Source organism: Pyramidobacter sp. C12-8 (assembly GCF_002007215.1).
Classification (GTDB): domain Bacteria; phylum Synergistota; class Synergistia; order Synergistales; family Dethiosulfovibrionaceae; genus Pyramidobacter.
Window position 1 is genome coordinate 1 of sequence record NZ_MUHX01000027.1, and the last position, 15,824, is coordinate 15,824.

A 15,824-nucleotide genomic window follows, 5' to 3' on the forward strand; every position below is an offset into this window, starting at 1 on the left:
GTATTGCATTTACTCGGACTCGAACTTATTCCGCCACAGGATATCTGTTTAAAGCGGACTCTTCTCGCCGGTAAATAACGGCTCCTTTTTAATTTCTTGATTGCATTAACTCTGAACTGAAAATTTTGCTTTCAGTTGAGGATCACTTTTGTATGCACTTTTTTCGGACAATTTCCTCGTAACAGCTTTTCATCCCCTTGAATTTGTTCCGTTAGCGCAATCTTGATCGTTATTATGTGTTCGTAATGACTGCTTGCTGCTTTTGTCCTGTCAAAGTAAATGCAACCCCGTCGCATTTACTTTGACGAGGTTGCATTTACTCTGAAAATTTACCAATATATGAAAACTCAAAGCCAGCCTCGATTTTTTTCATAATCAGACCTATCGAAAGCCGGCGTTCCGTCTCTTTATTTTCAGCTTGCCAGAGCGCGCCGCACCTTGTCGCGCAGGCGGCTCACGCGCTTGCTGGCTGACGGCGCAGCGGCGGGCCAGTTCCTTCTGCGTCAGGCCGGAAGCCAGACCGCGCGCCAGCTCGCGCTCGGGGGGCGGCAGGCTTTCGAGCAGTTCGAAGACGGCGTAGCCGCCCTCTTCACAAGGGACGTCGAAACCGTCGTCCTCGAATTTCTGCTCCAGCGAATCGTGGGCGCCATCCCGGCGCAGCCTCGCGGCGGCGTCGCGCACCCGGCCGCGCAGGCGGTACCAGATGAACAGGCTCAGCCGCTGGGCCGGTCGTTCCTCGTCGTAGCGCCGCACCAGCTCGAAAAGCGCGATCATGCCCTCCTGCACCAGATCTTCGTATTCGGCGCCGCGGCCTGTATACTGCCAGGCAATTTTTCTCGCCAGCGGCAGAAAACGCAGGGCGATTTCGTTCAGCTGCTCTTTGCTCGCAGCGCATCGTTCGCATTCCACTGACTGTGATCCTTTCTCCTCTTGTGAGGTCTTGAGCGTCGGAAGAAGGAGCCTTCTCCGACTTTATCAAAAAGAGTGCTTAAATCGCGACAAATATACAACCAGACTTCACGAAAGTCAAAAAGGACAGTTTACTTATCGTCATCATGAAGCGCTCCACGGCAAAAAACGCGACGGCAGAGTCGCGCTGATTCGTTCAGGCGTCTCTGCCGTCTTTGCTTTGCGGCGATATTTTTTTCGGCGAAAAAGCTATTCGATCACGCGGCCGTCCACGCCGATGGTCACGACCTGCCAGGGGATGAACTTGCCGCTGTCCATCAGCGCGGCGCGGGCGGCCTTTTCGAGGCCGCCGCAGCAGGGCACTTCCATGCGTACGATCGTCACGCTCTTGATCTCGTTGTTTTTGATGATCTCGGTCAGCTTCTCGCGGTAGTCGCCCTCGTCGAGCTTGGGGCAGCCGATCAGCACGACGCGGTTTTTGATGAAATCGCGATGAAAGGCGCCGTAAGCGTACGCCGTGCAGTCGGCGGCGATCAGCAGCGAAGCGTCCTTGAAAAAAGGCGCGCTGACGGGCGCCAGCTTGATCTGCACGGGCCACTGGCCGAGGCGGCTGCGCAGGTCGGCCGGAACGCCCGCCGCTTCGGGCGCTTCCGCCGCGGCGCGTTGAACGGCGCGCGTCATCGAGCCGGGGCACATGTGCGGGGCCCCGCCGGGCAGCGGCCGAAGGATGGCGCGCGCGGTCGAGCCGGGACAGCCGCCGCGTGCGGGCTCGGCATTTTTCGCGGCCTGAGCTTCCTGAGCGGCCCTGACCGCGGCCTCGTCGAAGGGAACGGCCTCTCGCTCTTCGATGGCGATGGCGCCCGTCGGGCAATGCGGCAGGCAGTTCCCCAGCCCGTCGCAGTAATCTTCGCGGACCACCGCCGCCTTGCCGCCGATCATCCGGATGGCGCCCTCCTGGCAGGCGCCGGCGCACGCGCCGCAGCCATTGCACTTGTCGCGGTCGATCTTGACGATTTTTCTCCTCATGAAAATCCCCCCGGATCCATTCGTCGCGCGCCGTCCGAAAACGGGCGCTCGTCTTTTGACATCGTGCGCTCAGTGTACTATGATGAGGCAACGATGTCTGTTGTTTTTACAACAAAGAGGTGACGAAGATGAACTACGAAGCGCTCGCTCAGTGTCCGCTGTTCGCCGGGATCGCCGCGGACCGTCTGGAACGCGCCGTGGCGGCTCTGTCGCCGCGCCAGGCGGAATACGAAAGGGATCAGACCATCCTGCTTCAGGGGGAAGCGCCGCGCGGGCTCGGCATCCTGCTGTCGGGAGCCGCTCTGATCGTGAAGGAAGACTATTGGGGCGTGCGCACCGTGGTCGCAGCGCTGGCCCCCGGCGATCTTTTCGCCGAAGCGTTCTCCTGCGCCGGCGTCGCGGAAATGCCCGTCGGCGTCGTCGCCGCGGAAAAATCCCGCGCGCTCTTCGGCGATCCGGCCAGATTGCTGGAGGGAGGCGCGCCCGACCGCGAGGGGCGGCAGATCCTCGACAATCTCATGCACATCCTGGCGCGGAAAAATCTGCTGTTGCTGCAGCGCCTCGCCGTGATCTCGCGACGCACGCTCCGCGACAAGATCCTGACTTACCTGTCGTACTGCGCGCAGGAAGCGGAAGCGCGAAGTTTCCGCATCCCGCTCGACCGGCAGGGGCTGGCCGACTATCTGGCGGCGGACCGCAGCGCGCTCTCGGCGGAGCTGTCGAGGATGCAGAAGGAAGGGCTGATCGCCTTCCGCAAAAATTCCTTCGAGCTCAAAAAGCGCTTCGAGATCGCGGAGGAATGATAAGCTGAGGCAAAACGAAAGCCGCCGCGGGGACGCGGAGTCGCAAAGAAAAGCGAAAAAAAAATACTTCGCGAGGCCAATTCCCAGGAGAACGCTCGACTGCACGTCATACTATTTCTCAATTAAAATGCCGAATACAGAGGCGCTGCGGAGGAGATTCACGAAGCGGGCTGCGCAGACCGCGCAGCGGTCGAGGGAGTCCCGAGCGACTGAACTCCTCCGCAGCGCCCCGGAAACTATGTTAATATTTTCTATCAAGAATTAGTATCAAAAGATCGCGCGAGATACTCACCGATCGTAAATGTTCCACGTGGAACAACGAAAGCGGCCGGAAGCCGATGAGTCAGTTTTCATCGGCTTCCGGCCGCTTCTTGTTTTCGATCTGTTTCCGATCAGTTTTCGTTCCCATTCGCCCGGCGGCGGACGGCGCGGTATTTGGCCGCCTCCTCCACGAAGCGCCGGAAGAGGTTCAGGTCGGCGGGGAAATCGTGGATCATGCGCTCGGGGTGCCACTGCACGCCCATGCAGAACGAGCCGTCCTCCGCCTCGAACGCTTCGATCACGCCGTCGGGCGCCCAGGCGGTGGCCCTGAATCCCGGCGCGAGGGCGTCCAGCGCTTGATGATGGAAGCTGTTGACGGAAAATTTTTCGCCGAAAAGAGCGCCAACCAGCGAGCCTTTTTCGGCCGTCGCCTCGTGGCTGGGCCAGCAGCCGGGCATGTTCTGCTGGTGGCCGAATCTGACCGGGTCGTTGCCGAGGTGCTGGATCAGCGTGCCGCCGAGGGCCACGTTCATGATCTGAACGCCGCGGCACACGCCGAAAACCGGCATCCGCCGCGCGCGGGCCAGCTTGATCAGCGCGATCTGATAGAGGTCGAGCCCGGGATCGAGCCGCCCCAGCTTGGCGTCCGGCCCCTGACCGTACAGCATCGGCCAGACGTCGATGCCGCCGGGCACGAAAAGCCCGCCGGCCATGTCCAGATACTGCGCCAGCAGCGCCTCGTCCGTCGAGTCCGGCACGACGAACGGCGCGCCGCCCGCCTCCGTCAGCGCTCCCGTGTAGGAATTGTACACGCCGACGATGGGCGTCGTCCCCGGACAATCAAGATTGCACGCGACCGCAATGAGCGTTCTTTCCGCCACTTCGGATTCCCCCTGTTGTGTCTGTCGTCTTACAATATATAAATTTTTGCGCGCGGCTTTTCGCCCCTCAGGCGGAAAAGATCGCGCTCTTCAGCCGCTCGATGAACTCGTTCCCGCCGCGGATCAGCCTGCCCTCGGCATCGGCGAAGGCGTGCTTCGTCCAGCCCTCGGCGGCCAGCCGCCCGTCGGCGTGGCGCAGATGATAGCCGAAGGTCATGGCCGCGGCGCCGCACTCGACGGGAAAGACTTCCAGCGTCGCCAGCTCGTCGTAGCGCAGCGGCGATTTGTAGCGGCAGCGCGCCTCGACGACCGGCAGAAAAACGCCGTGCCGCTCCCATTCGGGATAGGGCACGCCGAGGTCGCGGCAGTAATCGGAGCGCCCCGCCTCGAACCAGACGAAATAGTTGCTGTGATGGGCGATGCCCATCTGGTCGGTCTCGGCGTAACGCACGCGAAACGTGTAAGACCGTTTTTCACCTTTGGCTTCCATGGCGGGCTCCTAGAATTTCCAGATCAGCCACACGCCCAGCGCCAGCTGGGCGATCAGGACCGCGGGAACGCCCCACACGAAGTGCCAGTGCTTGGTCTTGTGCCGCCAGACTTTCATGCCCAGCAGCGCGCCCAGCGAGCCGCCGCACAACGCCCACAGGAACAGGGCTTTTTCGCTGATGCGGCGCGCGTCCGCGTCGTCGTCGCGCAGGCCGTTGCGCTCGGCGATCTTCTTGTCGATGCCGTAGGCCGCGAACGCGCCCAGGTTCATGACAGCCAGAAACGCCAGTACAACCCATTTCACCATGTTTTCTCCTCTTCTTTCGCCGCTTCGCGCGAGATCGCGCCGATCGTCGCGCCGGCGGCTCTCTGTAAATCGCGGGGATCAAGTTCCATCTGCAGGCCGCGCCGTCCCGCGCTGACGGCGATGCGTTCGTGCCGCAGCGCCGACTCGTCGAGGAACGTGGGCAGCTTTTTTTTCATGCCCAACGGCGAGCAGCCGCCGCGGACATAGCCCGTCAGCCCGAAAAGCTCCTTCACGTGGATCAACTCCACTTTATCGTATCCCGACAGCGCCGCCAGCTTTTTCAGATCCAGCTCCATCGCGCCGGGGATCACGGCCGCGAGCAGCTCTTTGGCGCGCCCGTCGCCCCGCAGCACCAGCGTCTTGTAGATGCGTTCCAGCGGCACCCCGCAGCTGGCCGCGGCGTGAGCGGCGCTGAGGTCGCTCTCGTCGGCTTCGTACTCGATCACGAGCACGGAGATGCGCAGCCGCTCCGCCTCGCGGACGGCGTTCGTCTTCGGCGTTTTCGCCACTTCGATCACCTCGCGCCCCATCATACACCATCCCGCGGCGCACGGGAACTCCCCCGCCCGATGAAACGACGCGTTCGCCCCTTCAGGAGAAAAGCCGCAGGAACAGGGCGTCACTCTGGCAATGTCTTCGTGTCGGCGCATCGTATTCCCTTCTTCATAAAGAGCGATCGCGGTCAGCGGCCGCCGGAGAAACGATGGCCGATGTGTTCGAGGCCGACGCGGAGCAGCGCGCTGACGTGCTCGTCGTCGAGCGAGTAATAAACCGTCTTGCCCTCGCGCCGCGCCCGTACCGCATGAGCCGCGCGCAGCAGCCCCAGCTGATGCGAGACCGCCGGCTGAGAGACGCCCATCAGGCGGGTCAGGTCGTAAACGCACAGTTCCGACGCTTTCAGCGCGCAGAGGATGCGCATCCGCGTCGGGTCGCCGAAAATTTTGAAGAATTCCGCCAGTTTCCGCAGCTTCTCTTCGTCGGGCAGCGCCCGGCGCACCGCTTCGACCGCCCGCTCACGGACCGCGGACGGGCCGGCAGTCACTCGTTCGTCATCGTCAAAGGCCACGCAGCTTCCCCCCCTCTTCGCTCACGGCACAATGGTATGGCAAGAACGCCGCTTTGTCAAAAGGGAACGGCGTTCCCGGCGCGACCGTCCGGACGGATCCCCCCGTTTTCGGGACGCGGAGCGGCGGCCCTTCACAAGCGCTGCCGGTCGTGCTAGACTTAGCCGTATCGACATTTCTACGGAAGAGGAGTTTCTTCACCATGAAAACGAGGACGCCCTTCATCAAAACGTTTGCGGCGATCGCCGCGCTGAGTCTCCTTGCCGCTCCGACCGCCGCGGAGGAGCCGCCGCTTCCCGTGAAGACGCTGTTTCTCGGCTCGGCCCGCTCGCATCCCCAGCGCCATTATTACGGCACCGTCCAGGGCTCGCAGCGCGTGAACCTGTCGTTCCGCGTGCCGGGGCCGCTGATGGAGTTTCCCGTCGAGATGGGCTCGCGCGTCGCGAAGGGCGATCTGATCGGCCGCATCGACCCGCGCGACTTCCGCACGCGCCTCAGCGACGCCCAAAGCCGGCTTTCTCAAACGCAGGCGCGCTACGGCGAAGCGCTGAACAACTTCAGGCGCTACGACGAACTTTACAAAAAACAGTCCGTCTCTCAGGCCCAGTACGATCGTTACAAGACGGCGCTGGACGTGGCGCGTTCGGCGCTGAAAACGGCGGAAGCGAGCGTCGCCGCCGCGCAGGACGCGCTCGCCGACACGGAGCTGCGCGCCCCGTTTGGCGGCGTGATCGTGGCCCGCATGGCGGAAAACTTTCAGGACGTGCAGGCCAAGCAGCCCGTAGCCAGCCTGCAGAACCTCGACACGGTCGAGATCGTGATCCGCGTCTCCGAAGAAGACATCGCCAACATCGCCGTCGCCGACGAAAAAAACAGGATGTTCCGCCTTTCCGAAAAAGTCAGCCTCGACCTGGAAGCCACGCTCGACGAACTGCCCGGGCAGTCGTTCCGCGTCGCCTTCAAGGAAGTGGGCGCGCAGTCCGACCCGCGCACGCAGACTTATCCGGTCACCGTCACCATGCCGCAGCCGAAGAGCGCCCGCATCCTGCCGGGCATGGCGGTGAACGTCACGGCCAGCCTGATCGGCGGGGAAACGGGCGATCCGAACTTCTACGTTCCGCTCGAGGCGGTCGTGGGCGACGTGTCGGGGCGCACATGGGTCTGGCGCTGCGGGCGCGGCGGCAACATCGCCCGCATTCCCGTGACGCTGGGCGATTTTCGCGGCAGCCGCATCCAGATCACCGGCGAACTCGCGCCCGGCGATCAGATCGTCACCGTCGGCGCGCGCGGCCTGCGCGAAGGGCGAAAAGTCCGCGTCGTCGACTGAGCGGCCGTCCACGGAACGTTTTTCCTCCCCCGCGCCGCGCGGGGGCACTTTTTTCTCCGCCACGGCGGGAAACGACACGAAAGAGCTTGCACAATCTGCCAAAAGGCCCTATATTTATAAAACCGTCTCGCACGGCATATGGAACTCCGCGCGCCCCTCTTCGCGGAGAAAGGAGAAAAGTATGGTTCTCGATAAACTGCCAACTTTGAAGATCGGCCGGTACACGCCGCGCTTCCCCATCATCCAGGGCGGCATGGGCGTCCTCATTTCGGGGCCCAGCCTCAGCGGCGCCGTCGCGGCCGAAGGCGGCATCGGCACGTTGGCCACCGTCGGCATCGGCATGGCGACCATGACCTGCAACGTGGACAATTTTTTCAAGAAGAACGTGGAAGCCCTCAAGGATTTCGTCGCCAAGGCCCGCGAAAAGGCGAAAGGCGGCATCCTCGCCGCCAACTGCATGTGCGCGCTTCAGGATTACGAGCAGCAGGTGCGCGCCGTCTGCGAAGCCGGCATCGACATCATCATCTCCGGCGCCGGGCTGCCCCTCAAGCTGCCCGAGCTGACCAAGGATTTCCCCAACGTGGCGCTCGTACCGATCGTCAGCAGCCTCAAGGCCGCCTCGATCATCGTGCGGCGCTGGGTGAAGAACTACGGGCGCACGCCCGACGCCTTCGTCGTGGAAACGCCCAACGCCGCGGGCGGGCATCTGGGCGCCGCCAAGATCGAACAGGTCGACAACAAGGAGCTTTCGCTCGAGACGGTGATCCCGCAGCTCGTGAACTGGCTGAAAGAGATCAAGCTCAACATTCCCGTCATCGCCGCGGGCGGCATCTTCGACCGCACCGAGATGCTGCACGCTTTCGAACTGGGCGCCAGCGGCGTGCAGATGGGCACGCGCTTTGCCGCCAGCGCCGAGGGCGACGCCTCCGACGTCTTCAAACAGGCTTACGTCGACGCCAAGCCCGAGGACGTGGTGCTGATCAACAGCCCCTGCGGGCTGCCCGGCCGGGCGCTGCGCAGCCCGATGGTGGAGCGCTATCTCCGTCACGAGGACCGCCAGGACCCCTGCATCGCAAACTGCCTGGCGCACTGCGTCTACCGCGCCACGCACAAGACGTTCTGCATCGCCCGCGCCCTGATCCAGGCGCTCCAGGGCAACTGGGAGGAAGGGCTCTTCTTCTGCGGCACCAACGTGTGGCGCGTCAACAAGATCCAGACCGTGAGAGAGATCTTCAGCGATCTCTTCGGCGGCGATGAGCGGGGAAACAAAAGCTGCCGCCAGGATACTGCCCCTGATTCTCGATAGAACGGCTCAACCGTGAGCGCCCGGCGCCCCGAGGGAGTCCGGTCGCTGAGGACGATCTCGCGAACAGCGCCCTTGCGTTCGGCCTTTCAATCAAGAAACAGCGGCAGATGTCTCAAACGGAAAGAGCGCGGACGACCGGAATGAGATCCGGTCGTTCGCGCTCTTTTTATTTTCGTTCCTGTCGTTTTGTTCCAGCGAGCAGTGCCCCGGCACGCCGCGCCGGCTATTCGACGATCGTGATCCGGCCGCTGCCAAGCGGATTGCCGTACTTCTCCATCTTCACCTTGCCATGCAGATCCTCGGTAAAATATTTGACCAGGCACTCGGCGTCGGTGGGCAGGCCCTCGGCCTTCAGGACTTTGACGCCCGCAAGCGCGCCGTTGCCGTCGCCGCCTTCGAGCAGCACGTATTTCGAACTGGCCACGGTGTAGGCCGCCTCGGGGCGCAGCGGCCCGCCGCCCACGCGCACGTTGCGCACGCGGCGCGGCACCGTCTCGTCGACGCCCGCGAAGACGCCCTTGTCGTCAATTTTGACGGGGCTCTTCAGGGACGGCTCGACCTCGAAACTCAAGCCGGAAACCTGCAGAAATCCGCCGTTCTCCTCATCGGGCAGATGGCGGCAGCTGAACTCGAGCAGGTCGAGCAGGGTCTGTCCCGGCATCTCGACGACGCAGGTCGGATTGTTCCAGGGATTGACGTTCATCAGGCCGAGGCGGGTCACGTCGGGGCCGTCGACGGAAGCGCGCACGCCGCCGCCGTTGACGACGGCGATCTGGGCGCCGAGCACGGCGCGGTAGGCGTCGGCCACGAAATCGCCCATGCTGCACTCGCCCAGGCGCACGCGGCGCGTGCCGGTGCGGGGGTCGTCGATCGCCAGCGGCACTTCGGCGACGCCGAGCTTTTCGTTCAGATAGGCCACTTTTTCGTGACACCGGTCGATCAGGGACTGCACGTCGGCGTACGCTTTCTGCGACGCCTCGCTCTTTTTCTCGTCGACGTCGCCGGGATGAAGCAGCTCGGTGCGGATGGAGCCGTCTTTGGCCAACGTCATCTTGCCGAAGAACATGAACTTGCTGCCCGTCTGGCTGTAACGCACGTCCTTGCCGTCGGCATTCTTGTAGACTTCGCCGGCGAAAGCCTCGTGGGAATGACCGTCGATCACGGCGTCGATGCCGCGGGTCCGGGCGATCACGTCGATGGAGCGCCAGCCTTCGTTGATGCCGTTGATGCCAAGGTGCGCCAGCAGGATCACGATCTCGGCGCCCTCTTTGCGCGCGCGATCCACGGCCGCCTGGACTTTGGCGACGAAGTCCTTTTCGCCGAAGCCGTAGATCTGCCGGCCGTTTTCGTCTTCGAAGTATCTGGGCGTCGACGAGGTATAGGTCGAAGGCGTGCAGACGCCGACGAAGGCGACCTGGCGACCGCCCAGCGTCAGGATCTTGCAGGGCGGCAGCACCGGCTTGTGCGTGCGCAGGTCCTCGAAGTTGGCGCTCAGCACGGGGAACGCGGCCAACTTCTGCACGAGCGCGAGGAAGTTCGCCGTGCCGTAGTCGAATTCATGATTGCCCGGCACCGCCAGATCGTAGGGAACGGCGTTCATCAGCGCAACGATGTCGGCGCCCTTGGTCAGCGAACCGGCCATCTCGCCCTGAATGAAGTCGCCGGCGTCGACGACGGCCGTCTCGTAACCGGCCTCGATCATCTGCCGGCGATAGGCCGCCAGCTTCGCGTAACCGTCGATGCCGCAATGGATGTCGTTCGTGTAAAGCACGACGGCGTCCCGCGGCTCCGCCTTGACCTTGACGTCCTGGCCGCGTCCGGCCACAAGCAACAGCACGAAGGCGGCCGTCAGCGCCGCTAAACCGCCGAACAAATACTTCCGTGACTTTTCCATCGTATCCATTCCTTTCCCCCACCAGAGATTTTTTCAGGCGAAGCCCCGCCGCGCCCTGTTTGAAATTTCGTTCAGATTATAGCAGATGACAACGCAATTTTCTAATTTCTCGCCGCGTCCTTGCCGGACTGGGCGATGATCGAGTCGAGCAGCACGGCGACGGCGTCGAGCAGGGGCTGAGATTCGGCCGCGATCTCGCCGCTGCCGGCCTTTTCGTAGATCTCGCGCATCTGGTCGCTGATGTTTTCGAGGGCTTTCACGGCGCGGCGATTGGCGCGGCGCGCCTTTTTCTCGGCCGTCTTCTTCTGCTCCTTCGTCAGCGTTTTCTCCGCAACGGAGACTGAGGGCGCCGTTTCGACTTTCGCAACGGGCGCGCCTTTTTCCTCGGCGACGGCCGCGCCGCCGGGATCGGCGGGCGTCTCGGTCTCGGCGATCTTCTCGGGAAGCGGCGCGGCCTTGGCGTCGGCGATCGCCTCGCTGAGCTTCTGGCCGGCTTCGCGGGGCACGAGCGCCACTTCCTGATCGAGCTCGGGCACCAGCGCCTCGAAGCCACGCGTTTTCAGGGCCTCGGCCAGACTTTGCGCGGCTTCGGCTTCGCCGTGGGTGACGAAGAACTTCGGCATGGTGGGACGGAAGCGTTCGGCCCAGCCGAGCAGGTCGGTGCGGTCGGCATGGGCCGAGAAGCCGCCGATGGTGTGGATCTGCGCGTTGACGTTGACGACTTCGCCGGCGATGCGCACGGTCTTGGCGCGGTCGACGATGCGGCGTCCCAGCGTGCCGTGCGCCTGGTAGCCCACGAAGACGACGTGGTTGTCGGGGTTCCAGATGCCGTTCTTGAGATGATGGACGATGCGCCCGCCGTTGCACATGCCGCTGCCGGCCATGACCACGCCGAAGCCGAGGTTATTGACGGCCTGCGACTCCTCGCGCGTGGAGACGTAGCGGATGTCCTCGCTGGAGAAGGGATTGCCGCCGTCGCGGCGGTAAGCCTGGATCTCCTGCGACAGCAGGTCGAGATGGCTCTCGTAGAGTTTGCTGACTTTGACGCCCATCGGCGAATCGAAGAACACCGGCATGCCGCCGCCCACGCCCTGCCCGCGCAGCAGCTCCAGCTCGTACATGATGCGCTGGGCTCGGTCGACCACGAAGGTAGGGATGAACACTTTGCCTTTCTTTTTGGCGAAGATGTCCTTCATCAGCGTCTGAAATTCTTCGCGGGTCTGCCGGTTGTCCTTGTGCTCGCGGTTGCCGTAGGTGGACTCGATGACGACGTAATCCGCGTCGGTGATCTCCGCCGGCGCGCGTCCCATCACGGTCTGCATGGGGCCGAGGTCGCCGGAGAAGACAAGGCGCACGATACGCCCTTCTTCCTCGATGAGGATTTCCAAAATGGCGCTGCCAAGGATGTGTCCGGCGTCGCGGAAGCGGACCGACACGCCGGGGAGGATTTCGAGGCGCGAGTCGTAATTGACGGGCGCGAAAAGTTTCTTGGCGGCGTCGGCTTCTTCCTGCCCGTAGATCGGTTCCGCGGGCGGCAGGCCGCGGCGGGCGTTCTTGGCGCTCTGCCATTCGGCGTCTTCGCGCATGAGGCGCACCGAGTCGTCCCAGAGGATCTCGGTCAGTTCGATGGTCGGCAGCGTCGCGTAAATTTTGCCGCGGAAGCCCTCCTTGACCAGCTTGGGGATGCGGCCTGAGTGGTCGATGTGCGCGTGCGTCAGCAGCACCGCGTCGATCGAACCGGCGGCGTAGGGGAACGGATCGTCGTTGGCTTCTTCCCGCTCGCCCTGATGCATGCCGCAGTCGATGAGCAGACGATGCCCTCCGGCTTCGAGCAGATAATTGGAACCGGTCACTTCTTTGGCGGCGCCGCAGAATTTCAGCAGCATGAGCAGCCCTCCTTCGTGGCGTTTCGGTCGCCGAGGCTGAAGCGCGCCCGGTCGAGGCAGTCGTTGATGCAGCCGAGGCGTTCGGGCGGAAAGTGTTCGGCGGTAAGTCCCGCTTCGCGGCGCAGATTCTCCGCCAGTTCGTCGGGATAGGAATAAAGATAGACGACGCGGCGGATGCCGGCGTTGATGATCGCTTTGGTGCAGAAGGAACAGGGCGAATGGGTGCAGTACAGCGAGGCTCCGGCCGTGGAAACGCCGACCGACGCCGCCTGGGCGATGGCGTTCAGCTCGGCGTGCGAGCCGCGGCAGATCTCGTGCCGTTCTCCTGAGGGGATGCCCAGTTTGGTGCGCAGACATCCCGTCTCGAAGCAGTGCGGCGTGCCCTTGGGAGCGCCGTTGTACCCCGTGCTGATGATCTGCCCGTCCCTGACGATCACGGCGCCGACCTGGCGGCGCAGGCAGGTGCTCCTCGTCGCGGCGACCAGCGCGAGAGTCATGAAGTAACTTTCCCAGTCGGGACGCTGATAAGACATTTCCAATGATCGCTCCTTTGCGAAAGACCGCGAAAAAATTTCGCGAAAAACTTTTCCGCGCCGGATTTTTATCGTTTGAACTGTCCGGCGCTATGGTTTATTATAAAGCAGTTGAGCGGGAATTGACAGCGCGAAGAAATTTCCGCGCCGGAACGCAGTTTTCCGGAGCCGTTCCTTCGCCGCAAATTTTTGAGGTGAAAATCGCATGTTCGCAAACCGTTCCGTCTTCGCCTGGTGCCTCTACGACACCGGACACTGCGCCTTCGCCACCGTCGTCATGGCCGTGGTGCTGCCCGTCTACTACCAGAACGTCGTCGCCGGCGGCGGATCGTGGGCGCTGTCGTCGTGGGGCTACGCTTCGTCGGTCGCGCTGCTCCTTTCGGCCCTGCTCACGCCCGTCGTGGGCACGTACGTCGACGGCCGCCCGCTGAAGAAAAAATTCCTGCTGGCCTTCGCCGCGCTCGGCATCGCCGCCTCGGCCGCGCTGGCCTTCTCGGGGCAAGGGACGTGGCTTTACTCGCTCTCCTGCATGGTGCTGGGCACGGTCGGCCTCTCGGTGGCGTCGGTGTGTTACGACGCGCTGCTCACGTTCGTCGCGCCGCCGGGCACGATGGACCGCGTTTCCACGCTCGGCTACGGCGTCGGCTACCTCGGCGGCGGCGTGCTGCTGGCCCTCGACATGATCCTGATCGCCCGCTTCGGCAAGCCGGGCGTGAAGATGTCGTTCCTGTCGGTCGCGCTCTGGTGGAGCGCCGCCGCGGCCGTGCTCACGGCGTGGGTGCCCGAGCCGCCGGCGGCCAACAACGCGCCCTCGGGGCTGAGGCAAACGCTGCGCGCGCTGGCGCACAGCTGGACGGAACTGAAGCAGTACCCCGAGGCGCTGCGTTTCATGGTCTCGTTCTGGCTCTACAACGACGGCATCGGCACGATCGTCCGCATGGCCGCCGTGTTCGGCGCCGGACTGGGGATCTCGCAGAACCATCTCGTCGGCGCCATGCTGGCGACGCAGTTCGTGGGCGTGCCTTTCGCGCTCGTCTTCGCCCGTCTGGCGGAAAAATCCGGCAGCAAGCGCGCCGTCATGATCGCGCTTGCGTGGTATACGATTGTCGCCGTCGGAGCGATGTTCATCACGCAGGACTGGCATTTCTGGCTGATGGCCGTCGCCGTCGGCATGGTGCAGGGCGGCTCGCAGGCCATCAGCCGTTCGATCTACGCCTCGATGCTGCCCGCCGGGCGCAGCGGTCACTTCTTCGGCCTCTACAACGTCTCCAGCAAGTTCGCCGGCATCGTCGGCCCGGCGCTGTGCGGCTTCGTCGCCCAAGCGACGGGTTCGCTGCGGCTGGCCGTGGGCGTGATCGCGCTGAACTTCATCGCCGGCATGGCGATCCTCGCCGGCGTGGACGTGGACAAGGGACGCGCCCGCGTCGCCGCGCAGTGAAAAAAATGCCGAATTATTACAATTACATCCTCCGCTGCGCCGACGGCACGCTGTACAGCGGCTCCACCGTCGATCCCCAAAAGCGCCTGGCCGCCCACAACGCCGGACGCGGCGCCAAATATACGCGCTCGCGCCGCCCCGTGCGCATGATCGCCCTCTGGCAGTGGCCGGACAAAGGCGCGGCCATGAGCGCCGAAGCGCGCGTCAAGCGCCTGACGCGAGAAGAAAAACTGGCGCTGGCGGCGGGCGTTTCCTTCCCGTCCGGCGGGAAGCGCGTCTCCGTTCCGAAGGAAAAACGGCCCAGACGAAATTAGGGAGGGGCTCATGGCGTCAAGCAAAGAGTTTTTGTCTTTGATCATGGAACGACTCTCGGAACTGCCGGAAGTCGCTTTCCGGCCGATGATGGGAGAATACGTCCTCTATTATCGGGACAAAGTCATCGGCGGCGTTTACGACGACCGTTTCCTCGTCAAGCCCGTCGCGGCGGCCATCTCACTGATGCCCGACGCGGCCTTCGAACTTCCCTACGAGGGCGGGAAGCCGATGCTCATGGTACGCGACGTCAGCGACCGGGAATTCCTCAGAAAGCTCATCGAAGCGACGTACGACGCGCTGCCGGCCGCCGGGGAAAAGAAATAACCGCTCCGCTTCCGTTTTGGAACATCACTGGGAGGTGTTGTCATGACGTTACAGGAACAGGCGCGCCAGTGCGCCCAAATAATCCATGATTCCCGCGACACGGCCGCCGTCAGCGGCGCCGGGCTGTCCACCGCGGCGGGGATCCCCGACTTCCGCGGGCCGCAGGGCATTTACCGGCGCGCCGACGTGGAAGCCGACAAACTCTTCGACATCAACTACTTCGAACGCGATCCGTCGTATTATTATCGTTTTCACCGCGAATGCGAGCGCATGCTGGCGCACATCGAGCCGACCTTCACGCACAAATTCCTCGCCCGCCTCGAGGCCGAGGGCCGGTTGAGCGGCATCGTCACGCAGAACTTCGACGGCCTGCACGAAGCCGCCGGGTCGAAAGCAGTCTACCAGATCCACGGCACGATCCGCCGCGCCCACTGTACCAAATGCGGCGAATATTACGGCTACGACGCCGTCAACCGAATGCTCGAGACGGCCGACGTGCCGATCTGCCATTGCGGCGGCGTGATCAAGCCCGACATCGTCTTTTTCGGAGAAAGCGTCAAATACCTGACGGAATGCGAGCGGCTCTGCTCGCGCGCCGAGCTGCTCTTCGTGCTCGGCTCGTCGCTCAACGTCGTGCCGGCGGCGTTCCTGCCCCAGCTCTGCCGCGGCAAAATCGTGGTCGTCAACCGCGGCGAAGTGTCCGCCGACTATCTGCCGCCGTCGCGCATCACCCTGCGCGTCGACGCCGACCTCGACGCTTTCTTCCGCGCCGTCGAGGCCGAATTGGCAACGCTGCGGTGAATGTCCCGCGCGGTTGCATTTTATTTCATCACAGAAAAACCGTCCCGAAGATCTCAGCTTGTAGACTGTATCCCCCACAATGGAGACAATAACAAAAAGCCCTCCTGTCGTAGAATAAAAAACTGCGTCAGGAGGGCTTTCGTATAACAAAAACATACAAATGGAGAATACCCGGCAGAAAAAGTGTTTCGGCTCAAAGCCCGAGAATCATATGATGCGCTTGTGCCGCAATCACATCACAGCTTGGCGTGATACGGGGA

17 protein-coding genes are annotated in these 15,824 nt (G+C 63.1%); 7 read left to right on the top strand and 10 right to left on the bottom strand.

The features are described from left to right. Positions 1–381 precede the first annotated feature (381 nt). Entirely contained in the window at positions 382–909 is a 528-nt protein-coding gene (locus B0D78_RS09675) for a sigma-70 family RNA polymerase sigma factor (RefSeq protein ID WP_078016764.1), read from the bottom strand. A 249-nt stretch (positions 910–1,158) separates the two neighbouring features. Continuing rightward, entirely contained in the window at positions 1,159–1,935 is a 777-nt protein-coding gene (locus tag B0D78_RS09680) for an ATP-binding protein (protein WP_078016765.1), read from the bottom strand. A 128-nt stretch (positions 1,936–2,063) separates the two neighbouring features. On the opposite strand from B0D78_RS09680, the gene B0D78_RS09685 reads away from it, so the two are divergent. Continuing rightward, positions 2,064–2,738, top strand: coding sequence for a Crp/Fnr family transcriptional regulator (locus B0D78_RS09685; protein WP_078016766.1), 675 nt, complete (start codon positions 2,064–2,066; stop codon positions 2,736–2,738). A gap of 392 nt (positions 2,739–3,130) precedes the next feature. Here B0D78_RS09685 and B0D78_RS09690 read toward each other — a convergent pair whose 3' ends face one another. The 5 genes from B0D78_RS09690 to B0D78_RS09710 all read right to left on the bottom strand — a co-directional run bounded on the left by B0D78_RS09690 (position 3,131) and on the right by B0D78_RS09710 (position 5,742). Further along, positions 3,131–3,880, bottom strand: coding sequence for a gamma-glutamyl-gamma-aminobutyrate hydrolase family protein (locus B0D78_RS09690; RefSeq protein WP_168170090.1), 750 nt, complete (start codon positions 3,878–3,880; stop codon positions 3,131–3,133). A 67-nt stretch (positions 3,881–3,947) separates the two neighbouring features. Beyond that, positions 3,948–4,370 (bottom strand): acyl-CoA thioesterase, encoded by a 423-nt coding sequence (locus B0D78_RS09695; RefSeq protein WP_078016768.1) that lies wholly within the window; start codon positions 4,368–4,370, stop codon positions 3,948–3,950. 9 nt (positions 4,371–4,379) lie between these two features. Further along, entirely contained in the window at positions 4,380–4,676 is a 297-nt protein-coding gene (locus tag B0D78_RS09700) for a DUF1294 domain-containing protein (RefSeq protein ID WP_078016769.1), read from the bottom strand. Continuing rightward, a complete protein-coding gene (ybaK, locus tag B0D78_RS09705) occupies positions 4,670–5,326 on the bottom strand; it encodes a Cys-tRNA(Pro) deacylase (protein ID WP_078016770.1) in 657 nt (218 codons plus the stop codon). Before ybaK ends, B0D78_RS09700 begins: the two co-directional genes overlap by 7 nt. A 32-nt stretch (positions 5,327–5,358) precedes the next feature. Then, a complete protein-coding gene (locus tag B0D78_RS09710) occupies positions 5,359–5,742 on the bottom strand; it encodes an ArsR/SmtB family transcription factor (protein WP_078016771.1) in 384 nt (127 codons plus the stop codon). 200 nt (positions 5,743–5,942) lie between these two features. Between B0D78_RS09710 and B0D78_RS09720 the strand changes: the two genes are divergently transcribed. Then, the gene (locus B0D78_RS09720) at positions 5,943–7,067 is read left to right on the top strand and encodes an efflux RND transporter periplasmic adaptor subunit (RefSeq protein ID WP_078016773.1); all 1,125 of its coding nucleotides are present in this window, start codon (positions 5,943–5,945) and stop codon (positions 7,065–7,067) included. 181 nt (positions 7,068–7,248) lie between these two features. After that, a complete protein-coding gene (locus B0D78_RS09725; protein ID WP_078016774.1) occupies positions 7,249–8,373 on the top strand; it encodes an NAD(P)H-dependent flavin oxidoreductase in 1,125 nt (374 codons plus the stop codon). A 223-nt stretch (positions 8,374–8,596) separates the two neighbouring features. Here the strand turns inward: B0D78_RS09725 and B0D78_RS09730 are convergent, their stop codons facing one another. The 3 genes from B0D78_RS09730 to B0D78_RS09740 all read right to left on the bottom strand — a co-directional run bounded on the left by B0D78_RS09730 (position 8,597) and on the right by B0D78_RS09740 (position 12,686). Beyond that, on the bottom strand, positions 8,597–10,267 hold the full coding sequence (locus tag B0D78_RS09730; protein WP_168170091.1) for a bifunctional metallophosphatase/5'-nucleotidase: 1,671 nt from the start codon (positions 10,265–10,267) through the stop codon (positions 8,597–8,599). Positions 10,268–10,368: 101 nt separating this feature from the next. Continuing rightward, on the bottom strand, positions 10,369–12,153 hold the full coding sequence (locus tag B0D78_RS09735; protein WP_078016776.1) for an MBL fold metallo-hydrolase RNA specificity domain-containing protein: 1,785 nt from the start codon (positions 12,151–12,153) through the stop codon (positions 10,369–10,371). Next, positions 12,144–12,686 (bottom strand): deoxycytidylate deaminase, encoded by a 543-nt coding sequence (locus tag B0D78_RS09740; protein WP_078016777.1) that lies wholly within the window; start codon positions 12,684–12,686, stop codon positions 12,144–12,146. Before B0D78_RS09740 ends, B0D78_RS09735 begins: the two co-directional genes overlap by 10 nt. A gap of 205 nt (positions 12,687–12,891) precedes the next feature. Between B0D78_RS09740 and B0D78_RS09745 the strand changes: the two genes are divergently transcribed. Genes B0D78_RS09745 through B0D78_RS09760 form a run of 4 tightly spaced genes read left to right on the top strand, consistent with a single transcriptional unit; the run spans position 12,892 to position 15,564 of the window. After that, a complete protein-coding gene (locus B0D78_RS09745) occupies positions 12,892–14,124 on the top strand; it encodes an MFS transporter (protein WP_078016778.1) in 1,233 nt (410 codons plus the stop codon). Positions 14,125–14,129: 5 nt separating this feature from the next. Continuing rightward, positions 14,130–14,438: a GIY-YIG nuclease family protein gene (locus B0D78_RS09750; protein WP_078016795.1), complete on the top strand. Its 309-nt coding sequence runs from the start codon at positions 14,130–14,132 to the stop codon at positions 14,436–14,438. A 10-nt stretch (positions 14,439–14,448) separates the two neighbouring features. Next, positions 14,449–14,763, top strand: a complete 315-nt coding sequence (locus B0D78_RS09755) for a TfoX/Sxy family protein (protein WP_078016779.1) — start codon at positions 14,449–14,451, stop codon at positions 14,761–14,763. A 42-nt stretch (positions 14,764–14,805) separates the two neighbouring features. Then, on the top strand, positions 14,806–15,564 hold the full coding sequence (locus tag B0D78_RS09760; protein WP_078016780.1) for an SIR2 family NAD-dependent protein deacylase: 759 nt from the start codon (positions 14,806–14,808) through the stop codon (positions 15,562–15,564). Positions 15,565–15,824 lie beyond the last annotated feature (260 nt).